Source organism: Mycobacterium scrofulaceum (assembly GCF_001667885.1).
Lineage (GTDB): Bacteria > Actinomycetota > Actinomycetes > Mycobacteriales > Mycobacteriaceae > Mycobacterium > Mycobacterium scrofulaceum_C.
The window spans coordinates 25647-50351 of the sequence record NZ_LZJW01000083.1 but is presented as its reverse complement, the minus strand read 5'-3'; the positions used below and the strand labels follow the sequence as shown (position 1 = coordinate 50351).

Here is a 24705-nt window from a genome sequence, read left to right as displayed (position 1 = left end):
CATGGGTAACCCGCTGGCCCGGCTCAGACGTCGGGGCAAAGACATCGCAGACGCCGGCTCGACCGAGACCACCGAGGGCGGCGCCCCGGAGCCGGCCGAGGCCCAGGCCCAGGCCCAGGCCCAGGCCGAGGCCGACGCGGCGACCGGCCCCGTCACCGCCGCCGGCAGCTCGGAAGCCAGACCGTCCACGAAACCGCAGGCGGGAGGGGACGGCCGTAACCGGTTCGGCGCCTGGCTGAGCCGCCCCATGACCTCGTTTCACCTGATCATCGCCGTGGCCGGGCTGCTGACGACGCTCGGCCTCATCATGGTGCTGTCCGCCTCGGGCGTGCGCTCCTACGACGCCGACGGGTCGGCCTGGGTGATCTTCGGCAAGCAGGTGCTGTGGACCGTGATCGGCCTGGTCGCCTGTTACGCCTCGCTGCGGATGTCGGTGCGCTTCATCCGCCGCGTCGCCTTCACCGGCTACGTCGTCACGGTCATCCTGCTGGTGCTCGTGCTGGTGCCGGGCATCGGCAACCTGGCCAACGGCTCCCGGAAGTGGTTCGTCATCGCCGGCTTCTCGATGCAGCCCTCCGAGCTGGCGAAGATCGCCTTCGCGATCTGGGGTGCGCATCTGCTGGCGGCCCGGCGGCTGGAGCGGGCCTCGCTGCGCGAGATGCTGATCCCGCTGGTGCCGGCCGCGGTCATCGCGCTGGCGCTCATCGTCGCCCAGCCCGACCTGGGGCAGACGGTGTCGCTGGGCATCATCCTGCTGGCGCTGTTGTGGTACGCCGGGTTGCCACTGCGCGTCTTCGCCACCTCGCTGGTGGCCGTCTTCATGGCCGGCGCCGTCCTGGCCATGTCCGCGGGCTACCGCTCCGACCGGGTGAAATCCTGGATGAATCCCGAGAACGACCCCATGGACACCGGCTACCAGGCCCGCCAGGCGAAGTTCGCCCTGGCCCACGGAGGTATCTTCGGCGACGGCCTGGGCCAGGGCGTCGCCAAGTGGAATTACCTGCCCAACGCCCACAACGACTTCATCTTCGCGATCATCGGCGAGGAGCTGGGCTTCGTCGGCGCGTTCGGGCTGCTGGTGCTCTTCGGATTGTTCGCCTACACCGGGATGCGCATCGCGCGCCGGTCGGCCGACCCCTTCCTGCGGCTGCTGACCGCGACCACGACGATGTGGGTGTTGGGCCAGGCGTTCATCAACATCGGCTACGTGATCGGGATTCTGCCGGTCACCGGTATCCAGCTGCCGCTCATCTCGGCGGGTGGAACCTCAACGGCCGCAACGCTTTTCATGATCGGGATCATGGCCAACGCGGCCCGTCACGAACCGGAGGCGGTGGCCGCGCTGCGCGCCGGCCGTGACGACAAGGTGAACCGGTTCCTGCGGCTGCCGCTGCCGCAGCCGTACGTGCCGACCCGACTGGAATCGTTCCGCGACCGCAAGCACGGCGGCAAGCAACCGGGCGACGGAAACCCGTCGCGCAACGGCGCGCGGAAGGCCGCCCAGGCGCCCGCCCGCAAGGGCGGCCGCAAGACGGCCCGCACGGCCGAGGAACCGCTGCGCCCGGCGTTCTCCCGCACAGCCGCACGGCCGGTACGCAGGGCGGTGCATCATGGATCTGGCCAGCGCTCCGCCGCTCGCGGAGCCGGCCAGCGTCAGGCACGGCGCGCACGCGCACTGGAAGGTCAGCGTTACGGGTGAACGACACGGTCAGCAAGCCGACCGGCGGGCGGGGGACAAGTCCCCAGCCCGCCGGTGCCGCGTTGTCGGCTTTTAAGCCCCTGTCGGTCGTGCTGGCCGGCGGCGGCACCGCTGGCCACGTCGAGCCCGCGATGGCGGTGGCCGACGCGCTCAGCGCCCTCGATCCGCAGGTCCGCATCACTGCGCTGGGCACCCACCGCGGGCTGGAGACGAGGCTGGTGCCCCAGCGCGGCTATCACCTCGAGCTGATCACGCCGGTGCCGCTGCCGCGCAAGCCCAGCGGTGACCTCGCGCGCCTGCCCCCGCGGGTGTGGCGCGCGGTCCGGGAGACCCGCGCCGTGCTCGACGCGGTGGACGCCGACGTCATCATCGGTTTCGGCGGGTACGTGGCCCTGCCGGCCTACCTCGCCGCCCGCGGGATTCCCCGCGGCCTCAGCCGTCGCCGCCGCGTCCCGGTGCTGATCCATGAGGCGAACGCCAGCGCCGGCCTGGCCAACCGCGTCGGCGCCCGCCGAGCCGACCGGGTGCTGTCGGCGGTGCCGGATTGCGGCTTACCGCGCGCGGAGGTCGTCGGCGTGCCGGTGCGGGCGGCCATCACGTCGCTGGACCGCGCGGCGTTGCGCGCCGAGGCGCGCAGGCATTTCGGCTTCGCCGACGACGCCCGGGTGTTGCTGGTGTTCGGCGGCTCGCAGGGCGCCGTGTCGCTCAACCGCGCCGTGTCCGGGGCCGCCGCCGGATTGGCGGCCGCGGGCGTGTCGGTGCTGCACGCGCACGGGCCGAAGAACACCCTCGAGCTGCGGGAGAGCCAGCCCGGCGATCCGCCGTATGTGGCGGTGCCCTACCTGGACCGGATGGACCTGGCCTACGCCGCCGCCGACCTGGCCATCTGCCGTTCGGGTGCGATGACCGTCGCCGAGGTCTCGGCGGTCGGGCTGCCCGCCATTTACGTGCCGCTGCCGATCGGCAACGGCGAGCAGCGCCTCAACGCGCTTCCGGTGGTCAACGCCGGGGGCGGCATGGTGGTCGCCGACGCCGCCCTGACGCCGGAGCTGGTGGCCCGCGAGGTGTCCGCCCTGCTCAACGATCCGCCCCGGTTGGCGGCGATGACGACGGCGGCCGCGCGGGTGGGGCACCCCGACGCGGCGCGCCAGGTGGCGCAGGCGGCGCTGGACATCGCCAGGAAGGCAGCGGCGGGAGGGCGACGGTGAACGCCGAACAGCTGCCGCCCGAGCTGCAGCGGGTGCACATGGTGGGCATCGGCGGGGCCGGCATGTCGGGCATCGCCCGCATCCTGCTGGACCGCGGCGGGCTGGTGTCGGGGTCCGACGCGAAGGAGTCGCGCGGCGTGCACGCGTTGCGGGCGCGGGGAGCGTCGATCCGCATCGGTCACGACGCGTCGTCGCTCGACCTGTTGCCGGGCGGCCCGACCGCCGTCATCACCACCCACGCGGCCATCCCGAAGACGAACCCCGAGCTCGTCGAGGCCCGGCGGCGCGGCATCCCGGTGATCCTGCGCCCGGTGGTGCTGGCCAAGCTGATGGACGGCCGCACCACGCTGATGGTCACCGGCACGCACGGCAAGACGACGACGACGTCGATGTTGATCGTGGCGTTGCAGCACTGCGGGCGCGACCCGTCGTTCGCGGTCGGCGGCGAGATGGGGGAGGCGGGTACCAACGCGCATCACGGCAGCGGCGACTGCTTCGTGGCCGAGGCCGACGAAAGCGACGGTTCGCTGCTCGAATACACGCCAAATGTCGCCGTGGTCACCAACATCGAGACCGATCACCTGGATTTCTACGGCAGCGCCGACGCCTATGTCCGGGTGTTCGACGCCTTCGTGGAGCGGCTGGCGCCCGGGGGGGCGTTGGTGGTGTGCGTCGACGATCCGGGCGCGGCCGCGCTGGCGGACCGCACCGCCGAGCTGGGAATCCGGGTGCTGCGCTACGGATCCGATGCGGGCGAAGACCGGGCCGCGACCCTGCTGTCCTGGGAGCAGCAGGGCACCGAGGCGGTCGCGCACATCCAGCTGGCGGGCGAGCGGCATCCCCGCGTGATGCGGCTGTCGGTGCCCGGGCGGCACATGGCGCTCAATGCGCTGGGCGCGCTGCTCGCGGCGCTGGAGATCGGCGCCCCGGCGGACGCGGTGCTCGACGGGCTCGCCGGTTTCGAGGGCGTGCGCCGGCGGTTCGAACTGGTCGGCAGCTCCGGGTCGGTGCGGGTCTTCGACGACTACGCGCACCATCCCACCGAGATCAGCGCGACGCTGGCCGCGGTCCGCACGGTCGTCGAGCAGAGCGGCGGCGGCCGCAGCCTGGTGGTGTTCCAGCCCCACTTATATTCGCGCACAAGGGAATTCGCCGCGGAATTCGGTCGCGCGTTGGACGCCGCCGATGAGGTGTTCGTCCTTGACGTGTACGGCGCGCGCGAACAACCCCTGGCCGGCGTCAGCGGCGCCAGTGTCGCCGAGCATGTCAGCGTGCCGGTGCGCTACCTGCCGAATTTCTCCGCGGTCGCGCAGCAGGTGGCCGCGGCGGCCGGCCCCGGTGACGTCATCGTCACGATGGGCGCGGGCGACGTGACCCTGCTGGGCCCCGAGATCGTCACGGAGCTGCGGATCCGGGACAACCGCAGCGCACCCGGCCGGCCGGGAGTGCTGCCGTGACCCAGCCGAACGACCCCGTGTCGACCGGCGTCGCCGGCGAACCGGCCCCCGACGCGGTGGACGGCGCGGTCACCGAACCCATTTTCGCCGCGGGCCCCGACGTGCAGACGCCGACGGAGGGCGAAGAATTCGAGGGGCCGCGCCGGCGGGCGCGCCGGGAACGAGCCGAACGCCGCGCCGCGCAGGCGCGCGCCACCGCCATCGAGGAGGCCCGCCGGGAGGCCAAACGCCGGGCCACCGGCCGCGCGGCCGACGAGCCCAAGCCCGTCGCCCGGGGTGTGGTCCGCGGCCTGAAGATGCTGTTGGTGACGGTGCTGCTGGTCGTCCTCGGGGTCGGGCTCGCGTTGATCCTCTACTTCACGCCCGCGATGTCGGCCCGCAACATCGTCGTCGTCGGCACCGGGGTGGTGACCCGCGAAGAGGTGTTGGACGCCGCTCGGGTGCGGCCGGGCACGCCGCTGCTGCAGATCAACACCAACCAGGTCGCCGACCGGGTGGCGGCCATCCGGCGGGTGGCCAGCGCGCGGGTGCAGCGCCAGTATCCGTCGGCCCTGCGCATCACCATCGTCGAGCGAATTCCGGTCGCCGTGAAGGATTTTCCCGACGGCCCGCACCTGTTCGACCGCGACGGCGTCGACTTCGCGACCGGGCCGCCGCCGCCGGCGCTGCCGTACCTCGACGTCGCCAATCCGGGCCCCAACGACCCGGCGACCAAGGCCGCGCTGCAGGTGCTGACCGCGCTGCGGCCCGAGGTCGCGGGTCAGGTGGGCCGGGTCGCGGCCCCCTCGGTGGCCTCGATCACGCTCACGCTGGGCGATGGCCGCGTCGTCATCTGGGGCACGACCGATCGCACCGACGAGAAGGCCGAGAAGCTGGCCGCGCTGCTGACCCAACCCGGGCGGACTTACGACGTCTCGAGCCCCGACCTGCCGACGGTGAAGTAGCGACGCCGGTCAAGCGCGGCGTGTGACGGTCGTAACAGAAAAAATTTGCGAGCCGTGCGTCGGCGCGCCTGCCGAGTTAGCACCCGTCATGCCCATACCGTTCTGGTTGCGCGGAACTACTTGACATAACTCTAACTCTATGGTTGAGGTTGAGGGTTTGCCAGGGAGGACCGCCAACGTTCGGGAGCAATCCCGTCGCGAAGAACTTGAGCCCATCAGGGAGGAAACCGAATGATGACCCCCCCGCATAACTACCTGGCCGTCATCAAGGTCGTAGGTATCGGTGGCGGCGGTGTCAACGCCGTGAACCGGATGATCGAACAGGGCCTCAAGGGCGTGGAGTTCATCGCGATCAACACCGACGCGCAGGCGCTGTTGATGAGCGATGCCGACGTCAAGCTCGACGTCGGCCGCGACTCCACCCGCGGCCTGGGCGCCGGGGCGGACCCGGAGGTCGGCCGCAAGGCCGCCGAGGACGCCAAGGACGAGATCGAGGAGCTGCTGCGCGGCGCGGACATGGTGTTCGTGACCGCCGGCGAGGGCGGCGGGACCGGCACCGGCGGCGCGCCGGTGGTGGCCAGCATCGCCCGCAAGCTGGGCGCGCTGACGGTCGGCGTGGTCACCAGGCCGTTCTCCTTCGAGGGCAAGCGCCGCGGTTCGCAGGCCGAAGGCGGCATCAACACGCTGCGGGAAAGCTGCGACACCCTGATCGTCATCCCCAACGACCGGTTGCTGCAGATGGGGGACGCCGCGGTGTCCCTGATGGACGCGTTCCGCAGCGCCGACGAGGTGCTCCTCAACGGTGTTCAGGGCATCACCGATCTGATCACCACGCCGGGCCTGATCAACGTCGACTTCGCCGACGTCAAAGGCATCATGTCGGGGGCGGGCACCGCGCTGATGGGTATCGGCTCGGCCCGCGGCGAGGGCCGCTCGCTCAAGGCCGCCGAGATCGCGATCAACTCACCGCTGCTGGAGCAATCCATGGAGGGCGCCCAGGGTGTGCTGATGTCGATCGCCGGCGGCAGCGACCTGGGCCTGTTCGAGATCAACGAAGCGGCCTCCCTGGTCCAGGACGCCGCCCACCAGGACGCCAACATCATCTTCGGGACCGTGATCGACGACTCGCTGGGCGACGAGGTGCGCGTCACCGTCATCGCCGCCGGTTTCAGCGCGGCCGGTCCCGGCCGCAGACCGGTCACCGGGGACACGGCCGGCGAAAAGGGCGGCGCGCATCGCATCGAGTCGGCGAAGGCCGGCAAGCTCACCTCGACACTGTTCGAGCCCGTCGATGCGGTCAGCGTGCCGGTTCACACCAACGGCGCCACGCTGAATATCGGTGGCGACGACGACGACGTCGACGTGCCGCCCTTCATGCGCCGCTGAGAGTCTCGATTTGCTTGCCAGTGCGCGACAAACCGGCCAAGAAAAACAAGGGTCGGATGGCGCTGCCCGCTGGCGGCCGCGGGGCTCCGGATACTGAAGACGTGAACGTGCGAATCCGGCGGGTGACCACCACCCGCGCCGGCGGTGTCTCGGGTCCACCGTTCGACACCTTCAACCTGGGCGACCACGTGGGTGACGATCCGGCGGCCGTGGCCGCCAACCGAAATCGGCTGGCCGCCGCCATCGGGCTTAAGCCCGAGCGCGTCGTGTGGATGAACCAGGTGCACGGTGACCGGGTCGAGGTGGTCGACGGGCCCCCGGGCGGCGTTGTCGAGGACACCGACGCGCTGGTGACCGGCACCGCCCGGCTGGCGCTGGCGGTGGTGACCGCCGACTGCGTGCCGGTGCTGCTCGCCGACGCGCGCGCCGGGGTGGCCGCGGCCGTGCACGCCGGCCGCGTCGGCGCCCAGCGCGGGGTGGTGGCCCGCACCGTGGAGACGATGGTGGAGCTGGGCGCCCATCCCGAGGACATCTCGGCCCTGCTCGGCCCGGCGGTCAGCGGCCGCAACTACGAGGTGCCCGCGGCCATGGCCGACGAGGTGGAGGCCGCGCTGCCCGGCAGCCGTACCACCACGGCGACGGGCACCCCCGGTCTCGATCTTCGGGCCGGAATCGCTTGCCAGCTAACGGATTTGGGTGTCACCGCCATCGACATAGATCCAAGGTGCACCGTCGCCGACCCGACGTTGTTCAGCCACCGCCGGGACGCGCCCACCGGGCGGCTGGCCTCGCTGGTGTGGATGGAGTGACCGCGATGGCGGCAGGACGGCCGGCCCCGGACAGTGGAAGCGACCGCGAAACGGAATTGACCCACGCTTTAGCGGCGGTGCGTTCGCGCCTTGCCGCGGCCGCCGAAGCGGCGGGTCGCAATGTCGGGGAAATCGAACTTCTGCCGATTACCAAATTCTTCCCAGCAACCGATGTGGCGACTTTGTCGCGATTGGGTTGCCGGGCCGTTGGCGAATCGCGCGATCAGGAGGCGTCGGCGAAAGTGAGCGAAGTCACCAAACTCTTATCGCGCGCGGACGCCCCGGCCATGCGCTGGCACATGGTCGGCCACATCCAGCGGAACAAGGCCCGCTCGGTCGCCCGCTGGGCGCATACCGCCCACTCGGTGGACAGCTCGCATCTGGTCAGCGCCCTCGATCGCGGCGTCTCGGCCGCCCTAGCGGAGGGCCGTCGCGCCGACCCGATGCGCATCTATGTCCAGATCAGCCTCGACGGCGACGATTCGCGGGGCGGCGTCGACATCTCGGCGCCGGGCGCGGTCGACCAGCTCTGCGCGCAGGCCGAGGAGTCAAAACACCTGGAACTGGCCGGGCTGATGGCCATCCCGCCGCTGGGATCGGATCCGGAGGCGGCCTTCGGGCGCCTGCGGACCGAGCATCTGCGCGTCCTCGAGTCGCATCCCAACGCGGTCGGGCTGTCCGCGGGCATGTCCGACGATTTCGAAATTGCCGTCAAACACGGTTCGACATGTGTGCGTGTCGGTACCGCGCTATTGGGTCCGCGGCCGCTACCGTCACCGTATTAAGTCACTGTAGTCACATCTTCATCACTGACACCAAGCATCAGGGGCTAGAAGGGGTCAACGCAATGAGCACACTGCACAAAGTCAAGGCCTATTTCGGTATGGCCCCGATGGACGACTACGACGACGAGTATTACGACGACCACGCGCCCTCCCGCGGTTTCCCGCGCCCGCGTTTCGACGACGGCTACGGGCGCTACGAGGGCCGCGACTACGACGACCCACGCGAGCCCGCCGACTACCCGCCGCCGGGTGGGTACCGCGGCGGTTACGCGGAGGAGTCGCGGTACGGCGCCGTCCACCCCCGGGAATTCGAGCGGCCCGAGATGGGCAGGCCCCGCTTCGGGTCCTGGCTGCGCAACTCGACCCGCGGCGCGCTGGCGATGGACCCGCGCCGCATGGCGATGATGTTCGAGGAGGGCCACCCGCTCTCCAAGATCACCACCCTGCGGCCGAAGGACTACAGCGAGGCCCGCACCATCGGCGAGCGGTTCCGCGACGGCACCCCGGTCATCATGGACCTGGTGTCGATGGACAACGCCGACGCCAAGCGGCTCGTCGACTTCGCGGCCGGCTTGGCCTTCGCGTTGCGCGGCTCCTTCGACAAGGTGGCCACCAAGGTGTTCCTGCTGTCGCCCGCCGACGTCGACGTATCGCCGGAGGAGCGTCGCCGGATCGCCGAAACCGGCTTCTACGCTTACCAATAAGCCGCACTCGGCGGCCGTGATCGGCCGCCGCCTTCGCCGGCCGGGCCGGCTGAGATGTGGCCGAGGGCGCGGAGTCGGTACGCTGGCAGGCGCCGCGCACGCCTGCGGCGCATGACATCTCATCGGTAAGGTCGGGGCTCTTCAGTTGGTGCTGTTCTTTCAGATTCTTGGGTTTGCGCTGTTCATCTTCTGGCTGCTGCTCATCGCCCGGGTCGTCGTCGAGTTCATTCGCTCGTTCAGCCGTGACTGGCATCCCACCGGCATCACCGTGGTGATCCTGGAGATCATCATGTCGATCACAGATCCGCCGGTGAAGTTGCTGCGCCGGTTGATCCCTCAGCTCACCATCGGGGCGGTCCGCTTCGACCTGTCCATCATGGTGCTGCTGCTGGTCGCGTTCATCGGCATGCAGCTCGCCTTCGGCGCCGCGGCGTAGCCGTCGCTCCCGGCCGGTTCTGGCCGTTGCGCGCGGGCCCGCTTCCGGCCCGGAGACGGTTCGGCTACGTTTTCGCCTCGGTTTGGTGGCTGCGATTTAAAAATTCTAAGGTTTCGGATTTTATTGCCCTGAGCGTTTGAAATTGGTTCTTATTTATTGGCCTAAACAGCAACGGTCGCGCCTGGTGTGACAGGATGGACGGCAGTTGCACGACGGCTACCACTGCGTTCTACACTTTCCAGAACGTTAGACAGGAACTTGAGGGGACGAAACAATGCCGCTTACACCAGCCGACGTCCACAATGTGGCGTTCAGTAAGCCACCGATCGGCAAGCGGGGGTACAACGAAGACGAGGTCGACGCCTTCCTCGATCTGGTGGAAGCCGAGCTGACGCGGCTCATCGAAGAGAACAGCGATCTGCGTCAGCGGATCGAGGAGCTCGACCAGGAGCTGGCCGCCTGCGGTGGCGCGAGCCCCGCCCCGGCCGCCGTCACCCAGGCGATTCCCGTCCCCGAGCCGGAGCCGGCGCCCAAGGCCGCGCCGGTGGCCGCACCCGCCGCGTCCGCGTCGAGCAACGAGGAGCAGGCCATGAAGGCTGCTCGGGTGCTCAGCCTGGCCCAGGACACCGCGGACCGGCTGACCAGCACGGCCAAGGCGGAGTCGGACAAGATGCTGGCCGACGCCCGCGCCAACGCCGACCAGATCCTGTCCGAGGCGCGCCAGACCGCCGAGACCACGGTCACCGAGGCCCGGCAGCGCGCCGACGCGATGCTCGCGGACGCCCAGACCCGTTCGGAGACCCAGCTGCGGCAGGCCCAGGAGAAGGCCGACGCCCTGCAGGCCGACGCCGAGCGCAAGCACTCCGAGATCATGGGAACGATCAACCAGCAGCGCACCGTCCTGGAGGGCCGCCTCGAGCAGCTGCGCACCTTCGAACGCGAATACCGGACCCGGCTCAAGACCTACCTGGAGTCGCAGCTGGAGGAGCTCGGCCAGCGCGGTTCGGCCGCGCCCGTCGACTCCAGCGCCGACGCAGGCGGATTCGACCAATTCAATCGGGGTAACAACTAGCCTCGCAGGCGTGCCGGACACTCGCCCAGCTGCGCGGTTGGCACACTAGACCTGCAGACGACCTGGCTGTTCCGCTCGCCGCTTGGAGGATGACCGATGCTGATCATTGCGCTGGTACTGGCCCTCGTCGGGCTCGTCGCGTTGGTGTTCGCCGTCGTCACCAGCAATGAGTTGGTGGCCTGGGTGTGCATCTGCGCCAGCGTGCTCGGCGTGGTGCTGCTGATCATCGACGCGTTGCAGGAGCGGCAGCGCCGCGACGCGGGCACCGCGGACCAGCACGAGGAGGAGGCCGGCGAAGAGGCCGTCGACTATCCGGAGGAAGCGTCCGACGAGGGCGGCTACGAGGCGCCGGCGGACGCCGGCACGCCGTCCTCGGAGGGACAGTCGGCGGTATCGGCCGAGGGTCGCGGCGACGAGGCCGCCAAGTAGGACTCAGCGGGTGGGCGTGGCGAGCATCTCGCGCACCTCGTCATCGCTCACCTGGTGAAAGTCGGCGTACACCTGGCCGACGGCTTCGAATCCGGCTGGCATCGTCACGCAGACCACCTCGTCCGCTTCCAGGCTGAGCTCACGGCAGGTCGACCGCGGACCCACCGGCACCGCGACGACGACCGATTTCGGTCCCGCGGCTCGCACCGCCCGGACGGCGGCCAGCATGCTGGCCCCGGTCGCGATGCCGTCGTCGACCAGGATGACCACCTTGCCGCGCGGGTCGGCCAGCGCGCGACCGCCCCGGTATGCGTGCTCGCGGCGGGCGAGTTCGGTTGTCTCGCTTTCGATTACCTCGCGCACCTGGTCGTCGCTGATCTCTAGACTCGATACCACGTCGTCGTTCATCACGACGCCACCGCCGCTGGCCAACGCGCCCATCGCGAGTTCCGACCACCGCGGCACCCCGAGTTTGCGGACCAGGAACACGTCCAGCGGGGCGTGCAGCGCCGCGGCGATCTCCCAGGCCACCGGCACGCCGCCGCGGGCCAGCCCGAAGACCAGCACGTCGTCCCTGTCGCGGTAGGACACCAGCTGCTCGGCCAGTGCGCGACCGGCCTCGCGGCGGTCGCGGAAGGTGCGCGTCGCAGTGTGCCGGAGAAATCCGTCGGGTGCCATCGGTCGCATCCCAGCCTACGGGCCCTCGGCCCGGATGGGGGTCAGCGCACCCCGGTTTCTCCCGGGGCCTTCTGGCCTGCCTCCGAGACCGGCACGGTCACCAGGTGTTCGAACGTCCCGGTGAGGTCCAGGATGCGATCGAGGAATCGCGGTCGGTGGTCGAGGTGCAGGAGCACGCCCGCCTGAGCGCTTCGTCGATGGACGAGCAGCAGGCCCGACAGGCCGGCGGAATCGCAGAAGGCGAGCTCGGCGAGGTCGAGATGCAGGTGCGTCAGGGCGGGCTGCTCGCCGAGGACCCGGACGGCCGCGTCGACCATGGCGTCCACGGTTTCGTAGACCAGGTCGCCGGAGACCCGCACGCAGGCCGACCGCCCCGACGTGGTGGTGTTCAGGGAGAGGTTCATGCGGAGGCTCCTGGGCCGGCGATGGCGGTGAGGGCATCGTTTGCTGCGGTCAGTAGACGCTGGCTGCGGGGGAACTCCTTGAGCTGCACTGTCAGCAAATCCAGCGCCGGGTGTAGCGACGCGGCCGGGACGCCACGCGCGGTCAGTATGTCGGCGGTCCAGGTGATGAACTCGGTGAACAACGCGTCGTCGTCGGTGTACAGGCTCACGGTGAGGAAGTCGACGATGTGGGCGACGTCCTCGACGGTGTGCTCGTGCTGCAGCGGTGAGTAGGCGCGCATGGCGGGAAAGCGGTCCTCCAAGTCGGCGACGGTGGACTTGACCAGCTGCGCCGCGCTCCGGCTCACCATGGTGTATTCCTGGTCGACCAGGTGCGGCAGGTCATCGACGGGCTGGCGGTTGGACGCCCGCCGCACGGGGCGGAACCCGCGGGCCAGCCGCTCGTCGGCGCTGCGCGCGTCGGGCGCCCACGCGTCGGCGCCGAGCTGGCGGGCGAAGCGGCCGTCGCGGACGAACGCCGCGCCGCCGGCCAGGACGGGGAAACCGGCGGACTGGCACGCGACGATCGCGGCGTGCGCGTTGGGCAGCCGGGTGGGGATGGAGCAGGACAGCGCCACGACGTCCGGTCCGTACTGGTGCAGGTGGGCGACCAGGTGCGGGGTCGGCACCTGGGCGCCGAGGAAGTCGACCTGCCAGCCGCGCAGCCGCAGGACCTCCGCCAGCAGCCGGGCGGGCAAAGCGTGCCACTCGCCGTCCACGCAGGCCAGGGTGACCCGGCCGCCGTGACTGCGGACTTTGCCGGCCGCGTGATGGGCCAGCGCGGCGATGACGCGATCGTTGATCGCGGTAGCCGCGTGTTCCTGGGCGACGCTGATCCGGTTGGCGGCCCATTCCGTGCCGACCTTGTGCTGGACCGGGGCGATCACCTCCAGCAGCACGTCCTCGGGCGTCATGCCCGCTTCCATCGCGGCGAACACGGTGGCCGCCGCCGCATACTCGTCACGGTCGGTCAGGGCGCCCCAGAGCCGTTCGCGGACAAGGAGATCGTCGGCGGCGCCGGTGCTGCTCGTTAACTCGGTGTCGTAGGACGTCATGCCACGTACCTGCCCCGGGTGTGGCCGTCGACGGCGCTGAGGTGCGTGCGCTGCGGTGCGGTGATGGCGACGACCGCGATGTCGTCGTGCACGCGTTGCCCCACCCATTCCGAGGCCAGCATCAGGACGCGCTCGACGACCGCCTCGGCCGGCATGCCGGCGCATCCGGTCAGCGCGGCCGCCAGGCGCTGCTCGCCGAAGAAGTCGTCGCCGAGCGGGCCGCCGCGCGCCTCGGTGATGCCGTCGGTGTACAGCACGCACGTCTCGCCCGGTGCCAGCGACGTCTCGAACGACTGCACCGTGATGCGCTCCAGGGCGCCGACAAGCGTGCCCTTGGTGTTGGCCTCTTCCACCTGCCCGTTGTCACGCACGATCAGGGGCGGCGGATGCCCGGCACAGGTCAGCCTTAGCACCACCTGACCGTCCCGGTACGCCACCGACGCCAGCACCAACGTGGCGAACCGCGTGTGGTCCGAGGACAACATGGCGCGGTTGAGCAGCGTGAGCACGCCCTCGTGGTCCTGCGCCAACGGCGTCAGGGCCTGCAGCGTGTTGCGGATCTTGCCGGTCATCACGGCGGCCTCCAGGCCCTTCCCGCACACGTCGCCGAGCACCACCAGCGTCTCGTCCTCGGGGCGCTGCGCGGGGTGGAAGTCGTAGAAGTCGCCGCCGACGACCTCGTAGTCCTTGGAAGCCCGGTAGCCGCCGGCGAATTCGATGCCATGCAGCCCGTGCAGCGGCGGGGGCAGCAGGTCACGCATCAGCGTGCGGGTGATCGCGGCCTGCTCGGCGTAGAGCCGCGCCGCCGACAGCGCCGCCCCTGCCCGCGCGGCGAACAAGCCGGCGAAGATCTCCTCGTCCGCGCCGTACATCGGCCGGTCGGCGCCGCGCAGCAACACCAACGCGCCCGCCGACACGCCGTGGCCGGGCAGCGTCAGGATCATCACCGATCCGACCGGTCCGGAGAAGTGTTGCGGGAGAAGCCAATCCGGTACCGATACGGGGTCGATCCAGCTCGAGGAAACCGGCGGGAACCCCTGCAGCGCCTCGCTCAAACCGGCCACCACGGCGGGGTCGGCGTCGACGCTGCACTGCTCCACCGCCCCGGCCGCGGCGCTGTAGAAGACCGGAAGCCGGCGGCCGCGGCCCGCGGGAGCCACCAGCACCGCCGCGTCCGCCAGGTGTTGGGCGGCCATCTGCACGGTCGCTTCCCTGCAGCGGTCGACATTGAGCGACGCCGTCAACACCGACGACGCTTCCAGCAGGATGGCCGTGCGCTCCTGCTCGCGCGCCAGCGCTTCTTGCGCCTCGCGCAACAGCTGACCGGTGTCCTCGACCAGCGACCATGCCACCTCGCCGCTGGGCAGCAGCGCCGCGTGCGCGTCGAACTTGCGGCCGCCCACGTTTCCCGACACCACCGCGGCGTCCCGGCCGAGGGAGTCGGGGTGCAGTTCGACGAGGCGATGGTGTGCGCGCGAAAGCCATTCGACGGTCTCGTCGATTCGCCCGCCCTGGGCCGCGCCGGGCAGGAGGGACTGGGCGGACCCGCTCAGGGCCTGCACGATTCCCGCGCGATCGATGACCAGGGTGGGGCAGGGCACAGCCGCCCACAAGGCATCGAGGTCGATCTCGACGCCTACGTGGGCACCATCATGCATGCGGTTGACCTGTCAACGCGGTGAATCAGATTTGGCTAGCGTTACGTCCGACTCTACGGGTGCTGGATTGCCTGGGAGGTTCGCTCGTGCGGTCGTGCGTCGAAGATGCAGTGCAGGAGCCACTTCTCGACCCCGAGTGCGGGACTGCGGCAGGCCCGCCTTGAAGACCTGCGCCACGCGTGTCCGAGGGGGGACTTGAACCCCCACGCCCATTAGTAGGGCACTAGCACCTCAAGCTAGCGCGTCTGCCATTCCGCCACTCGGACAACTCCAACGAGAGTTGGCAGCTAAGGCTAACGGATTGTCGCGCGGGCACCCAACCCAGCCGGGCCGCTCGGCGCCGAGCCGCGCGGCCTCCGCGATGGTAGGAAAGGTGGTTGTGACCGCCCACACCGAGTCCCCGACCAACCCGAGTGACGACGTGGTCGAGGTCGTCAGCCGGTTGATCCGGTTCGACACCACCAACACCGGCGAGCCTGAGACGACGCGGGGCGAGGCCGAGTGCGCGCAGTGGGTCGCCGAGCAGCTCGCGCAGGTCGGCTACTCGCCGCAATACGTGGAGTCGGGCGCGCCGGGCCGCGGCAACGTGATCGCCCGCCTCGCGGGTGCGGACAGTTCGCGCGGCGCCCTGCTGATCCACGGGCACCTCGACGTGGTGCCGGCCGAGCCGGCCGAGTGGAGCGTGCACCCGTTCTCCGGCGCGGTCAAGGACGGCTTCGTCTGGGGCCGCGGCGCGGTCGACATGAAGGACATGGTCGGCATGATGATCGTGGTGGCCCGGCGCTTGAAGCAGGCCGGGATCGTGCCGCCGCGGGATCTGGTGTTCGCGTTCCTCGCCGACGAGGAACACGGTGGCAGTTACGGGGCCCAGTGGCTGGTCGACAATCAGCCCGACCTGTTCGCGGGCGTCACCGAGGCGATCGGCGAAGTGGGTGGGTTCTCGCTGACCGTGCCGCTCCGCGACGGGGGCGAACGCCGGCTCTATCTGATCGAGACGGCCGAGAAGGGCCTGTCGTGGATGCGGCTGACCGCCCGCGGTCCGGCCGGGCACGGGTCCATGGTGCACGACCAGAACGCTGTCACCGCCGTCGCCGCGGCGGTCGCCCGGCTGGGCCGGCACCAGTTTCCGGTCGTGCTCACCGACACCGTCGCGCAATTCCTGGCCGCCGTCGAGGAGGAGAGCGGCCTGGCTTTCGACGTCGAGTCCGGCGACCTGGCCGGGGCGGTCGAAAAGCTCGGCCCCATGGCCCGCATGCTCAAGGCGGTGCTGCAGGACACAGCGAACCCGACGATGCTCAAGGCCGGTTACAAGGCCAACGTCGTCCCGGCGGTGGCGGAGGCGGTGATCGACTGCCGGATCCTGCCCGGCCGCAAGGCCGCGTTCGAGGCCGAGGTCGACGAGCTGATCGGCCCGGACGTGACGCGCGAGTGGATCAAGGACTTCTCGTCGTATGAGACGAGTTTCGACGGCGACCTGGTGGACGCCATGAACGCCGCCGTGCTGGCGCTGGACCCCGACGCCCGGACGGTGCCCTACATGCTTTCCGGCGGAACGGACGCAAAAGCCTTCGCCCGCTTAGGTATTCGCTGTTTCGGCTTCAGCCCGTTGCGGTTGCCGCCGGACCTCGACTTCACCGCGTTGTTCCATGGTGTCGACGAGCGGGTACCCGTGGATGCGCTGAGGTTCGGCACCGAGGTGCTGGCTCACTTCCTGACACACTGCTGAACGACACTCAACGAAAGGATTCGCCATGAGCACCGCGCCCGACCCGTATGCCGCGCTGCCGAAGCTGCCGACGTTCACCCTGACGTCGGAGTCCGTGACCGACGGCCAGTCGCTCGCGCAGCCGCAAGTCAGCGGAATCATGGGCGCGGGCGGAGAAGATGTCAGCCCGCAGCTGAGCTGGTCCGGCTTTCCGGGGGAGACCCGCAGCTTCGCGGTCACCGTCTACGACCCCGATGCGCCGACGGCCTCGGGGTTCTGGCACTGGGCCGTGGCGAACCTGCCGGCCGACGTCACCGAACTGCCCGCGGGCGCCGGCGACGGCAGCGACCTGCCCGGGGACGCGCTGACGTTGGTGAACGACGCCGGGATGCGCCGCTACATCGGCGCCGCGCCGCCGCCGGGACACGGGCCGCACCGCTACTACATCGCGGTGCACGCCGTCGACGTCGACAAGCTGGAGCTCGACGAGGATGCCAGCCCCGCCTACCTGGGTTTCAACCTGTTCCAGCACGCGATCGCGCGCGCCGTCATCCACGGCATCTACGAGCAGAAGTAGGCGCGGGGCTTCAGGTCCGCCGCCGCGTTCTTGTCGGTGGGCTGTTGTAGCATTCGAACATGCGTTCGATTACCGCTTACCGCATGGACGCCGTGCTTGACGGCTTCGAGGCGGCGCAAGATCTGCTCATCGCCTCCGGTGATTCGCTGACGGCTGCGGAGCTCGTCACGGCCCTCGAGAGGTACGTGTTTCTGTTGCGAAGGCTCGACGCACTCGTCTATGAGTTGTCGAGCCCGTTCGGACGGCCCAGATGACGGACCGCCAAGAGCTTCAGGAAGACGTCGACGCGCTGCACGCCGTTGTCTCCCGCTTCAAGGGGCACTCGTACGAGTCGCTCACCAATCCGGAGCGGCTGCGGCTGCTGGAGGTACTCGAGTGCGAGACGCGCCGGTTACAGGCACCGACTCACCAGCTCATCAATCAGGTTGCCCAGCAGGCTGATTCGGCCGAGCTGGGCGGCAAGCTGGGCTGGGCCCTGGCCGACCGGCTGCACATCACCCGGGGTGAGGCCAGCCGGCGCATCGCTGAGGCCGCCGAGCTGGGCCCGCGCCGCGCGCTGACCGGTGAGCCGTTGGCGCCGGTGTTGCCCGCCACCGCGGCGGCCCAGCGCGACGGGGCCATCGGCTCCGACCACGTGGCGGTGATCCGGCGATTTTTCCGCCAGCTGCCGGAATCGGTCGACTGCGAAACGCGCGAACACGCCGAGAGACACCTGGCTCGCGAGGCCACGCACTATCGCCCCGATCAACTCGCCAAGCTCGCCCGCCACCTGATGGACTGCCTCAATCCCGACGGCAACTACACCGATGCCGACAGGGCGCGGGCCCGTGGACTGACGCTGGGCGCCCAGCAGGCCGACGGCATGTCGAAGCTGAGCGGATGGTTGACCCCCGAGGCGCGCGCCAGCTGGGAGGCGGTGCTGGCCAAGCTGGCGGCCCCCGGCATGTGCAACCCGGAGGACGAGGCGCCGGTGGTCGACGGCGCCCCGACCGAGGAGGCGGTGCAGCGGGACACCCGCACATCCGCACAGCGCAACCATGACGGCCTCAACGCCGCCCTTCGCGCGGTGCTCGCCAGCGGCGAACTGGGCCGGCACAACGGCTTGCCGGCATCCATCGTCGTGACGACCACGCTGACCGAACTGGAAGCCGCCGCCGGTAAGGGTCTGACCGGCGGCGGCACCATCTTGCCGATGTCCGACGTGATCCGCCTGGCCCGGCACGCCCATCACTATCTGGCCGTGTTCGACAAGGGCGAGGCGGTGGCGTTGCATCACGGCAAGCGCCTGGCCTCACCCGGCCAGCGAATTGTCTTGTACGCCAAGGATCGCGGGTGTTCACATCCGGGTTGTGATGTGCCGGGCTATTACTGCGAAGTCCACCACGTCGACGATTGGGCCAGCACGTACCGCACCGATATCGACCGACTCACCCTGGCCTGCGGGCCGCACCACCGGCTCCTCGAGAAGGGCTGGACCACCCGAAGACGCGCCAACGGCGACACCGAATGGATCCCGCCGCCGCACGCCGATCGCGGGCAGCCCCGCGTCAACAATTTCCATCACCCGGAGAAGGTCCTGTCCGAAGACGACACCCAAGACGACACCCGAGACGACGAAAAGGGGGCGGCTTAACTCGCCGCGCCGCCGGCCGTCGGCGCCGCCGACCCCACGGCATCGCTGAGCGAGGCGAACCCGCCCTCGCGCAGGTGACGCGCGATGCCGTCGTGAATACGCTTCGGCCACAAGCCTCCTCCGTAGATGAAGCCGGTGTAGCCCTGTAGCAGCGACGCCCCCGCGGTGATCCGCTCCCACGCGTCGTCGGCCGTCTCGATGCCCCCGACGCTGATCAGCACCAGGCGATCGCCGACCCGGCCGTAGAGCCGGTGCAGCACCTCGACGGCCCGGCGCGCCACCGGCGGCCCGGAAATGCCGCCGGGGCCCAGTTCGTCGACACCCGGCGTCCGCAGGCCGTCGCGCGACACGGTCGTGTTAGTGGCGACGATGCCGGCCAGGCCCAGCTCCACGGCCAGGTCGGCGACCTCGTCGAGGTCGGCGTCGGAAAGGTCCGGCGCGATCTTCACCAGCACCGGCTTAGATGTCTCGGCGAGGACGGCCGACAGGATGGGCCGCAGCGACTCGACGGCCTGCAGGTCGCGCAGGCCGGGTGTGTTCGGTGAGCTGACGTTCACCACCAGGTACGACGCCAGCGGCCCGACAAGCCGGGCGCTGGCCCGGTAGTCGTCGACGGCCCCGGCGGCCGGGGTGGTTTTCGTCTTCCCGATGTTCACCCCGATCGGGATGTCGGGTTGATGCCGGGCGAGCTGGACCGCCAGCGCGCCGGCGCCCAGGTTGTTGAAGCCCATCCGGTTCAGCAGCGCGCGGTCGGCGGGCAGCCGGAACATGCGGGGGGACGGGTTGCCGGGCTGCGGGCTCGCGGTGACGGTGCCGACCTCGGCGTAACCGAAGCCGAGCGCGCCCCAGGTCAGCAAGCCCTTGCCGTCCTTGTCGAAGCCGGCGGCCAGCCCGAGCGGCGCGGGGAAACGCACCCCGAACACCGTGTTCGCCAGCGCCGGATCCCTCGGGCCGAGCAGCCGGTGTAGCAGCCGCCGTGCCGGGCCGAGGGCCGTGGCGCCGCGCAGCACCGCGAAAACCAGCGTGTGGATGCGCTCGGGCGGAACCAGGAAGAACAGCCGCCGCATCAGGCCGTACACCACGCCGTCGCGGGGTTGGGCCACCGTCACAGTTCCGGCTGGTCCGGAAGCCGGGCTCCCAGCCGTGATTTCTTGCGGCGCAACAACACTCGCCTACTTCCGTCGGTGTAGAGCCGTACTCGGGTCAGCTCCCACCCGCGATACTCGGCCTCGATGGACAGCCGGGTGGACGCGCTGAGTCGGGTGACCTCCGGCGGCAGGCGCAACGGCACCCACTCGTATTCGTCGGACAGCTCGGTGTCCCAGCCCGCGGGCAGCCGACTGCTGCGCGGCGCGGTCAACGCGTACCCGCCGAGTGTTCGATCACCTGGACTCCCGCACCGGACCCCGACACCACGTACAAGGTGTCTGACGCTTCGTCGAACGCCACTGAGTTCGGTTGCTGCACGGTGGGGTAACGCACCTTTTCGACGGGAATTCCGGTGGACAGATCGTAACCAACCACCATATTGGAAGCGGTCTGGGTTACCCAGCTCAACGCGCGGGAGCCGGCCAGGCCGTACGGCGCCTGGGGCACCGGATAGGCCTGCCGCAAGATCAGCGGATCCACGCCGTACACCAGCAGCTGGCCGCCGCGGGTGTCGGCGACCAGGACGCGGCCCAGCGGATCCGCGGTCATGGTGGTGGCGCCCTCGCCGGCTCGCAGTGCCTGCTGCGCCTGGCCGTCGGCGCCGATTGTCGTCACCGAGGTCTGTCCCCGGTCCAGCACGGCCGTCGTATTTCCCTGGGTGGCAAGCGAATCGACCCGCGCGAAAATCTTGCTGCGGGTTCCGACGGTCGCGGTGTTGATGGCGCCGGGCGTGGGGGAAGCGAGGGTGTAGACCGCCCCGTCGGCGCTGCCCAGCACCAGCCTGCCGTCGGCGCGCAGGGCGGCCGCGGTGAAATCGGCCTGTTGGGCGTCGGTGACGTTCACCTGCGTCGCGCGGCCGGTCGCCAGGTCCACCACGAGGTAGCCGCCCCGGGTGGCCAGGAACAGCGTTCCGTGGCCGTCGTCGGTCAGCGCGGTCGCCGGTCCCGGCAGGGCGATGACGCGCGGCGCGGCCTTCGGGTCGCCGAAGACGGTGACGGTCGCCCGCCCCGCCGGGGCGGCGCCGGGCGTCAGCACCGCCAGCTGGTGCGTGCCGCCGTCGAAGGTCGCCGCGGTCGCGGCGGCGGCCAGCGGAAGGACCTCGCCGGCCGGGCGCTGGGACGCCGGCGGGGACACGGCGGGTGTGGCCGCTTCGATGGTGGGCGGCGCGGATTTGAATGTATTGGCCGAACAACCCGCGATCGCCGTCAGCAAAATCGTGACGGCAGATAAACCGACTTGAGCTGCCAGTAGATGACGCAGGTGCCGTGACAGCAATTATTTTCCCTCGCGTAACGACTATGGACTTTCCAGTCTAAGGAACGCCTTCGCATCCAATATGGCCATGTCGCGCACATCAAGTCCCGCGGGCGAGGTATGGTCGGCTCATGGCCGTCATCGTTGACCGGCAGATCGCGGAGAAAGAGTTTGCTGTCGAAGATATGTCGACAGGAATCTTCGCCAGCGGGTATGGACAAGTCGGTGATGGGCGCAGTTTTTCGTTCCACATCGAGCACCGCTCGCTCGTCGTCGAAATTTACCGACCGCGCCTCGCCGGGCCGGTTCCGCAGGCGGACGAGGTGGTTGCCACGGCGGTCCGCAGCCTGGTCGACATCGACCTCACCGACGAACGCAGCCTCGCCGCCGCCGTGCGCGACTCGGTGGCGCACGCGGTGCCGGTATCGCACTAGTCAGCAGCGCCTTCGCACCGGGTACGGTCGTGGGCGTGGTTGCCCCAGCCTGTCGGCCGTCCCGATGGGATAACGCTGCATGGGATAACGCTGCATGACGGTCATCCTGCTGCGGCACGGCCGATCCACCTCGAACACCGCCGGGATCCTGGCCGGCCGCTCCGAGGGCGTCGACCTGGACGACAAGGGCCGCGATCAGGCCGCCGGGCTGATCGACCGGATCGGTGACCTGCCCATCCGCGCGTTGGTCAGTTCGCCGTTGCTGCGCTGCCGGCGCACCCTCGAGCCGCTCGCCGAAGCGCTCTGCCTCGAACCGCTGATCGACGACCGGCTGGCCGAGGTGGACTACGGGGACTGGACCGGCCGCAAGATCTCCGAGCTGGCCACCGAGCCGCTGTGGCGGGTCGTGCAGGCCCACCCGAGCGCGGCGGTGTTCCCGGGCGGCGAGGGCCTGGCGCAGGTGCAGGCCCGCGCCGTGTCCGCCGTCCGCGAACACGATCGCCGGCTGGCCCAGGAATTCGGGGGAGAGAGCGGCGGCGACGCCCTGTGGGTGGCCTGCACTCACGGTGATGTCATCAAGGCGGTCGTCGCCGACTCCTACGGCATGCACCTGGACGCATTCCAGCGGGTCACCGCCGACCCGGCATCGGTGAATGTGATCCGGTACACCGAATTGCGCCCGTTTGTGTTGCACGTCAACCACACCGGCGCGAAACTGGCGGCGGCGCTGCGGGCCGGACCACCGCCCAAGGACGACGCGCAGGACAAAGCGAAGGCCGAGACCGACGGCGAGTCCCCGGCGGCCGCAACGGAACAGCCGGTGCCTTCCAGCGACGCGGTGGTCGGCGGCTCAACCGATTGATTCCGCTTAAAAGATGCGCAGGGGGGCAATCGAATCGCACGGCGAAGGCAACAGCCGGTATTTTGGAGGTGCCATGGCCCGCGCAATTCACGTCTTCCGCACACCCGACCGCTTCGTGGCCGGGACCGTTGGTCAGCCTGGAAACCGAACCTTTTACATCCAGGCTGTGCACGATTCCCGGGTCGTGTCGGTGGTGTTGGAGAAGCAGCAGGTTGCGGTCCTGGCCGAGCGCATCGGCGCGCTGCTGCTCGAGGTGAATCGCCGGTTCGGCACACCGGTCCCTCCGGAGCCCGCCGAGGTGGAGGACTTGAACCCGTTGATCACCCCGGTGGATGCCGAGTTCCGCGTCGGAACCATGGGCCTGGGCTGGGATTCCGAAGCCCAGACCGTGGTGGTCGAGTTGCTGGCCGTCACCGACGCCGAGTTCGACGCGTCGGTGGTGCTCGACGACACCGAGGAGGGGCCCGACGCGGTGCGGGTGTTCTTGACGCCGGAGTCGGCGCGCCAGTTCGCCACTCGCTCGAATCGCGTGATCTCAGCGGGGCGGCCGCCATGCCCGCTGTGCGACGAACCGTTGGATCCCGAAGGCCATATCTGCGCGCGCGCCAACGGCTATAGGCGCAGCGCGCTGCTCGGGCCTGACGATGAACTTGAGGCCTGACGACCGTGAGGTGTTGCGCAACGGTGAGCTGACGGTCCTCGGACGCATCCGCTCGGCCAGCAACGCCACCTTCTTGTGCGAGTCGACGCTCGGCGAATCGACGGTGCACTGTGTGTACAAACCGATCTCCGGCGAGGCCCCGCTGTGGGATTTTCCGGACGGGACGCTGGCGGGGCGCGAACTCGCCGCGTACCTGGTGTCGACGCAGCTGGGGTGGAACATCGTGCCGTACACGGTGATTCGTCACGGGCCGGCCGGTCCTGGCATGTTGCAGCTGTGGGTGGAGCAGCCGGGCGACGCGGCCGACTCCGAGCCCCGACCAGGCCCGGACCTGGTCGACCTGTTTCCCGCCAACAAGCCGGAACCGGGTTATCTGCCGGTGCTGCGGGCCTACGACTACGCCGGCGACGAGGTCGTCCTGATGCACGCCGACGACATCCGGTTGCGGCGCATGGCGGTCTTCGACGTGCTCATCAACAACGCGGACCGCAAAGGCGGCCACGTCCTGCGCGACATCGAGGGGCACGTCTACGGGGTCGACCACGGGGTGTCCCTGCATGTCGAGAACAAGCTGCGCACGGTGTTGTGGGGGTGGGCCCACCAGCGGGTCGACCAGAAAATGCTGGAGGCGGTTGCCAAACTCACCGAGGCCCTGGGCGGCGCGCTGTGTGACGAACTGGCCGAGCACATCACGCGGGCGGAGATCGCGGCGTTGCGCAGGCGCGCGCACGCGCTGCTCGACGATCCGGTGATGCCGGGACCCAACCGGCACCGCCCCATTCCCTGGCCGGCGTTTTAGGCCGCTCACGTCGAGCCACCCACCGGGTCACGCGCGGGCGTCGGAGATACTGAACCGGTGAGCCAGGGCCCGGACGAGTTGACCGATGCCGCTCTGGCCGCCGAACTCGCCGCGGACGCGGGCGAATTGCTGCTGAAAGTGCGCGACGAGGTCGGCTTTGGACACCCGTGGGCGTTGGGCGACGCCGGCGACGCCCTGGCCAACGAGCTGATCCTGCGGCGGCTGCGCGCCGAGCGGCCCGACGACGCGGTGCTCAGCGAGGAGGCCTACGACGATCTGGTGCGGCTCAAACACGACCGGGTGTGGATCATCGACCCGCTGGACGGCACCCGTGAGTTCTCGACGCCGGGCCGCGACGATTGGGCTGTCCACATCGCGCTGTGGCAGCGACCCACCGACGGCCGGCGGGAGATCACCGACGCCGCGGTGTCGTTGCCGGCCCGCGGGAACACGGTGTACCGCACCGACACCGTCACCGCCGACGCCGCGCGCGCCGGCATACCGCACACGTTTCGCATCGCCGTGAGCGCCACCCGGCCGCCCTTCGTGCTGCACCGCATGCGCCAGTCGCTGGCCATTCAGCCGGTGGCGATCGGCTCGGCGGGCGCCAAGGCGATGGCCATCATCGACGGCGACGTCGACGCCTACCTGCACGCCGGCGGGCAGTGGGAGTGGGACAACGCGGCCCCCGCCGGGGTGGTGATGGCCGCCGGCATGCACGCGTCGCGGCTGGACGGCTCGCCGATGCGCTACAACCAGCTCGACCCGTACCTGCCCGACTTCGTGATGTGTCGCGCGGAGGTGGCGCCGATCCTGCTCGCCGCCATCCGCGACGCGTGGCGCTGACTTCCCGCGTTTAGAGTCGTTG

At 69.9% G+C, this 24705-nt stretch carries 25 protein-coding genes, 1 tRNA gene and 2 pseudogenes; 20 read left to right on the top strand and 8 right to left on the bottom strand.

Translation table 11 applies throughout. The features are described 5' to 3' along the window. Nucleotide 1: 1 nt before the first annotated feature. The 11 genes from ftsW (at nt 2) to A5681_RS12320 (ending at nt 10929) form a co-directional block, all read left to right on the top strand. Nucleotides 2–1699, top strand: coding sequence for a putative lipid II flippase FtsW (gene ftsW, locus A5681_RS12370; protein WP_067274471.1), 1698 nt, complete (start codon nt 2–4; stop codon nt 1697–1699). Next, the gene (gene murG / locus A5681_RS12365; RefSeq protein ID WP_067274468.1) at nt 1696–2907 is read left to right on the top strand and encodes an undecaprenyldiphospho-muramoylpentapeptide beta-N-acetylglucosaminyltransferase; all 1212 of its coding nucleotides are present in this window, start codon (nt 1696–1698) and stop codon (nt 2905–2907) included. Before ftsW ends, murG begins: the two co-directional genes overlap by 4 nt. Then, a complete protein-coding gene (gene murC / locus A5681_RS12360; RefSeq protein ID WP_067274465.1) occupies nt 2904–4364 on the top strand; it encodes a UDP-N-acetylmuramate--L-alanine ligase in 1461 nt (486 codons plus the stop codon). Before murG ends, murC begins: the two co-directional genes overlap by 4 nt. Nucleotides 4365–4381: 17 nt before the next feature. Next, complete coding sequence (gene ftsQ / locus A5681_RS12355) at nt 4382–5308, top strand: cell division protein FtsQ (protein WP_419866318.1); 927 nt, start codon at nt 4382–4384, stop codon at nt 5306–5308. 234 nt (nt 5309–5542) lie between these two features. Next, nucleotides 5543–6694 (top strand): cell division protein FtsZ, encoded by a 1152-nt coding sequence (gene ftsZ / locus A5681_RS12350; RefSeq protein ID WP_067274613.1) that lies wholly within the window; start codon nt 5543–5545, stop codon nt 6692–6694. Nucleotides 6695–6795: 101 nt separating this feature from the next. Next, entirely contained in the window at nt 6796–7503 is a 708-nt protein-coding gene (gene pgeF / locus A5681_RS12345; protein ID WP_067274609.1) for a peptidoglycan editing factor PgeF, read from the top strand. A 5-nt stretch (nt 7504–7508) separates the two neighbouring features. Continuing rightward, nucleotides 7509–8288: a YggS family pyridoxal phosphate-dependent enzyme gene (locus tag A5681_RS12340; RefSeq protein ID WP_067274605.1), complete on the top strand. Its 780-nt coding sequence runs from the start codon at nt 7509–7511 to the stop codon at nt 8286–8288. Nucleotides 8289–8350: 62 nt separating this feature from the next. Continuing rightward, on the top strand, nt 8351–8992 hold the full coding sequence (locus A5681_RS12335; RefSeq protein ID WP_067274456.1) for a cell division protein SepF: 642 nt from the start codon (nt 8351–8353) through the stop codon (nt 8990–8992). 145 nt (nt 8993–9137) lie between these two features. Further along, on the top strand, nt 9138–9428 hold the full coding sequence (locus tag A5681_RS12330) for a YggT family protein (protein WP_007170773.1): 291 nt from the start codon (nt 9138–9140) through the stop codon (nt 9426–9428). 274 nt (nt 9429–9702) lie between these two features. After that, entirely contained in the window at nt 9703–10500 is a 798-nt protein-coding gene (locus A5681_RS12325; RefSeq protein ID WP_067274453.1) for a DivIVA domain-containing protein, read from the top strand. Nucleotides 10501–10596: 96 nt separating this feature from the next. Then, nucleotides 10597–10929, top strand: a complete 333-nt coding sequence (locus A5681_RS12320; protein ID WP_067274451.1) for a hypothetical protein — start codon at nt 10597–10599, stop codon at nt 10927–10929. A gap of 3 nt (nt 10930–10932) precedes the next feature. On the opposite strand, the pseudogene A5681_RS12315 reads toward A5681_RS12320, so the two are convergent. From A5681_RS12315 to A5681_RS12295, 5 genes and pseudogenes are all read right to left on the bottom strand, one after another. Continuing rightward, nucleotides 10933–11616: pseudogene (locus A5681_RS12315) on the bottom strand (phosphoribosyltransferase); the annotation flags it as partial. 32 nt (nt 11617–11648) lie between these two features. Then, a complete protein-coding gene (locus A5681_RS12310; RefSeq protein ID WP_067274447.1) occupies nt 11649–12011 on the bottom strand; it encodes an STAS domain-containing protein in 363 nt (120 codons plus the stop codon). Continuing rightward, nucleotides 12008–13105, bottom strand: a complete 1098-nt coding sequence (locus A5681_RS12305; protein ID WP_067274444.1) for a cobalamin B12-binding domain-containing protein — start codon at nt 13103–13105, stop codon at nt 12008–12010. Before A5681_RS12305 ends, A5681_RS12310 begins: the two co-directional genes overlap by 4 nt. Further along, the gene (locus A5681_RS12300) at nt 13102–14763 is read right to left on the bottom strand and encodes a PP2C family protein-serine/threonine phosphatase (RefSeq protein WP_067274442.1); all 1662 of its coding nucleotides are present in this window, start codon (nt 14761–14763) and stop codon (nt 13102–13104) included. The genes A5681_RS12305 and A5681_RS12300 overlap by 4 nt, the downstream gene beginning before the upstream one ends. 180 nt (nt 14764–14943) lie before the next feature. Then, nucleotides 14944–15029 (bottom strand) — tRNA-Leu (locus A5681_RS12295). A gap of 95 nt (nt 15030–15124) precedes the next feature. On the opposite strand from A5681_RS12295, the gene A5681_RS12290 reads away from it, so the two are divergent. The 4 genes from A5681_RS12290 to A5681_RS12280 are packed head-to-tail and all read left to right on the top strand — an operon-like array spanning nt 15125 to nt 18678. After that, a complete protein-coding gene (locus tag A5681_RS12290) occupies nt 15125–16489 on the top strand; it encodes a M20/M25/M40 family metallo-hydrolase (RefSeq protein ID WP_067274439.1) in 1365 nt (454 codons plus the stop codon). A gap of 25 nt (nt 16490–16514) precedes the next feature. Further along, on the top strand, nt 16515–17045 hold the full coding sequence (locus tag A5681_RS12285; RefSeq protein WP_067274436.1) for a YbhB/YbcL family Raf kinase inhibitor-like protein: 531 nt from the start codon (nt 16515–16517) through the stop codon (nt 17043–17045). Nucleotides 17046–17104: 59 nt separating this feature from the next. Next, nucleotides 17105–17299, top strand: a complete 195-nt coding sequence (locus A5681_RS27105; RefSeq protein WP_156737945.1) for a hypothetical protein — start codon at nt 17105–17107, stop codon at nt 17297–17299. Continuing rightward, on the top strand, nt 17296–18678 hold the full coding sequence (locus tag A5681_RS12280; RefSeq protein ID WP_067274433.1) for an HNH endonuclease signature motif containing protein: 1383 nt from the start codon (nt 17296–17298) through the stop codon (nt 18676–18678). The genes A5681_RS27105 and A5681_RS12280 overlap by 4 nt, the downstream gene beginning before the upstream one ends. A gap of 10 nt (nt 18679–18688) precedes the next feature. On the opposite strand, the pseudogene A5681_RS12275 reads toward A5681_RS12280, so the two are convergent. The 3 genes and pseudogenes from A5681_RS12275 to A5681_RS12265 all read right to left on the bottom strand — a co-directional run. Beyond that, nucleotides 18689–19757 (bottom strand): annotated as a pseudogene (locus A5681_RS12275) (quinone-dependent dihydroorotate dehydrogenase); the annotation flags it as partial. 26 nt (nt 19758–19783) lie between these two features. After that, nucleotides 19784–20038, bottom strand: coding sequence for a DUF5703 family protein (locus A5681_RS12270; protein ID WP_067274428.1), 255 nt, complete (start codon nt 20036–20038; stop codon nt 19784–19786). Further along, a complete protein-coding gene (locus A5681_RS12265; protein ID WP_231996297.1) occupies nt 20035–21042 on the bottom strand; it encodes a YncE family protein in 1008 nt (335 codons plus the stop codon). Before A5681_RS12265 ends, A5681_RS12270 begins: the two co-directional genes overlap by 4 nt. A gap of 170 nt (nt 21043–21212) precedes the next feature. Here A5681_RS12265 and A5681_RS12260 point away from each other — a divergent pair, with 170 nt between their 5' ends. The 5 genes from A5681_RS12260 (at nt 21213) to A5681_RS12240 (ending at nt 24683) form a co-directional block, all read left to right on the top strand. Continuing rightward, nucleotides 21213–21515, top strand: a complete 303-nt coding sequence (locus A5681_RS12260; RefSeq protein WP_067274422.1) for a hypothetical protein — start codon at nt 21213–21215, stop codon at nt 21513–21515. Between the two features lie 94 nt (nt 21516–21609). Beyond that, nucleotides 21610–22377 carry a histidine phosphatase family protein gene (locus tag A5681_RS12255; RefSeq protein ID WP_067274418.1) on the top strand — a complete coding sequence of 256 codons (768 nt, stop codon included), beginning with the start codon at nt 21610–21612 and terminating at the stop codon, nt 22375–22377. A gap of 73 nt (nt 22378–22450) precedes the next feature. Further along, a complete protein-coding gene (locus A5681_RS12250; RefSeq protein WP_046186213.1) occupies nt 22451–23038 on the top strand; it encodes a DUF3090 domain-containing protein in 588 nt (195 codons plus the stop codon). Further along, entirely contained in the window at nt 23022–23837 is an 816-nt protein-coding gene (locus A5681_RS12245; protein WP_082968330.1) for an SCO1664 family protein, read from the top strand. The genes A5681_RS12250 and A5681_RS12245 overlap by 17 nt, the downstream gene beginning before the upstream one ends. 57 nt (nt 23838–23894) lie before the next feature. Continuing rightward, entirely contained in the window at nt 23895–24683 is a 789-nt protein-coding gene (locus tag A5681_RS12240; protein WP_067274406.1) for a 3'(2'),5'-bisphosphate nucleotidase CysQ, read from the top strand. Nucleotides 24684–24705: the final 22 nt, after the last annotated feature.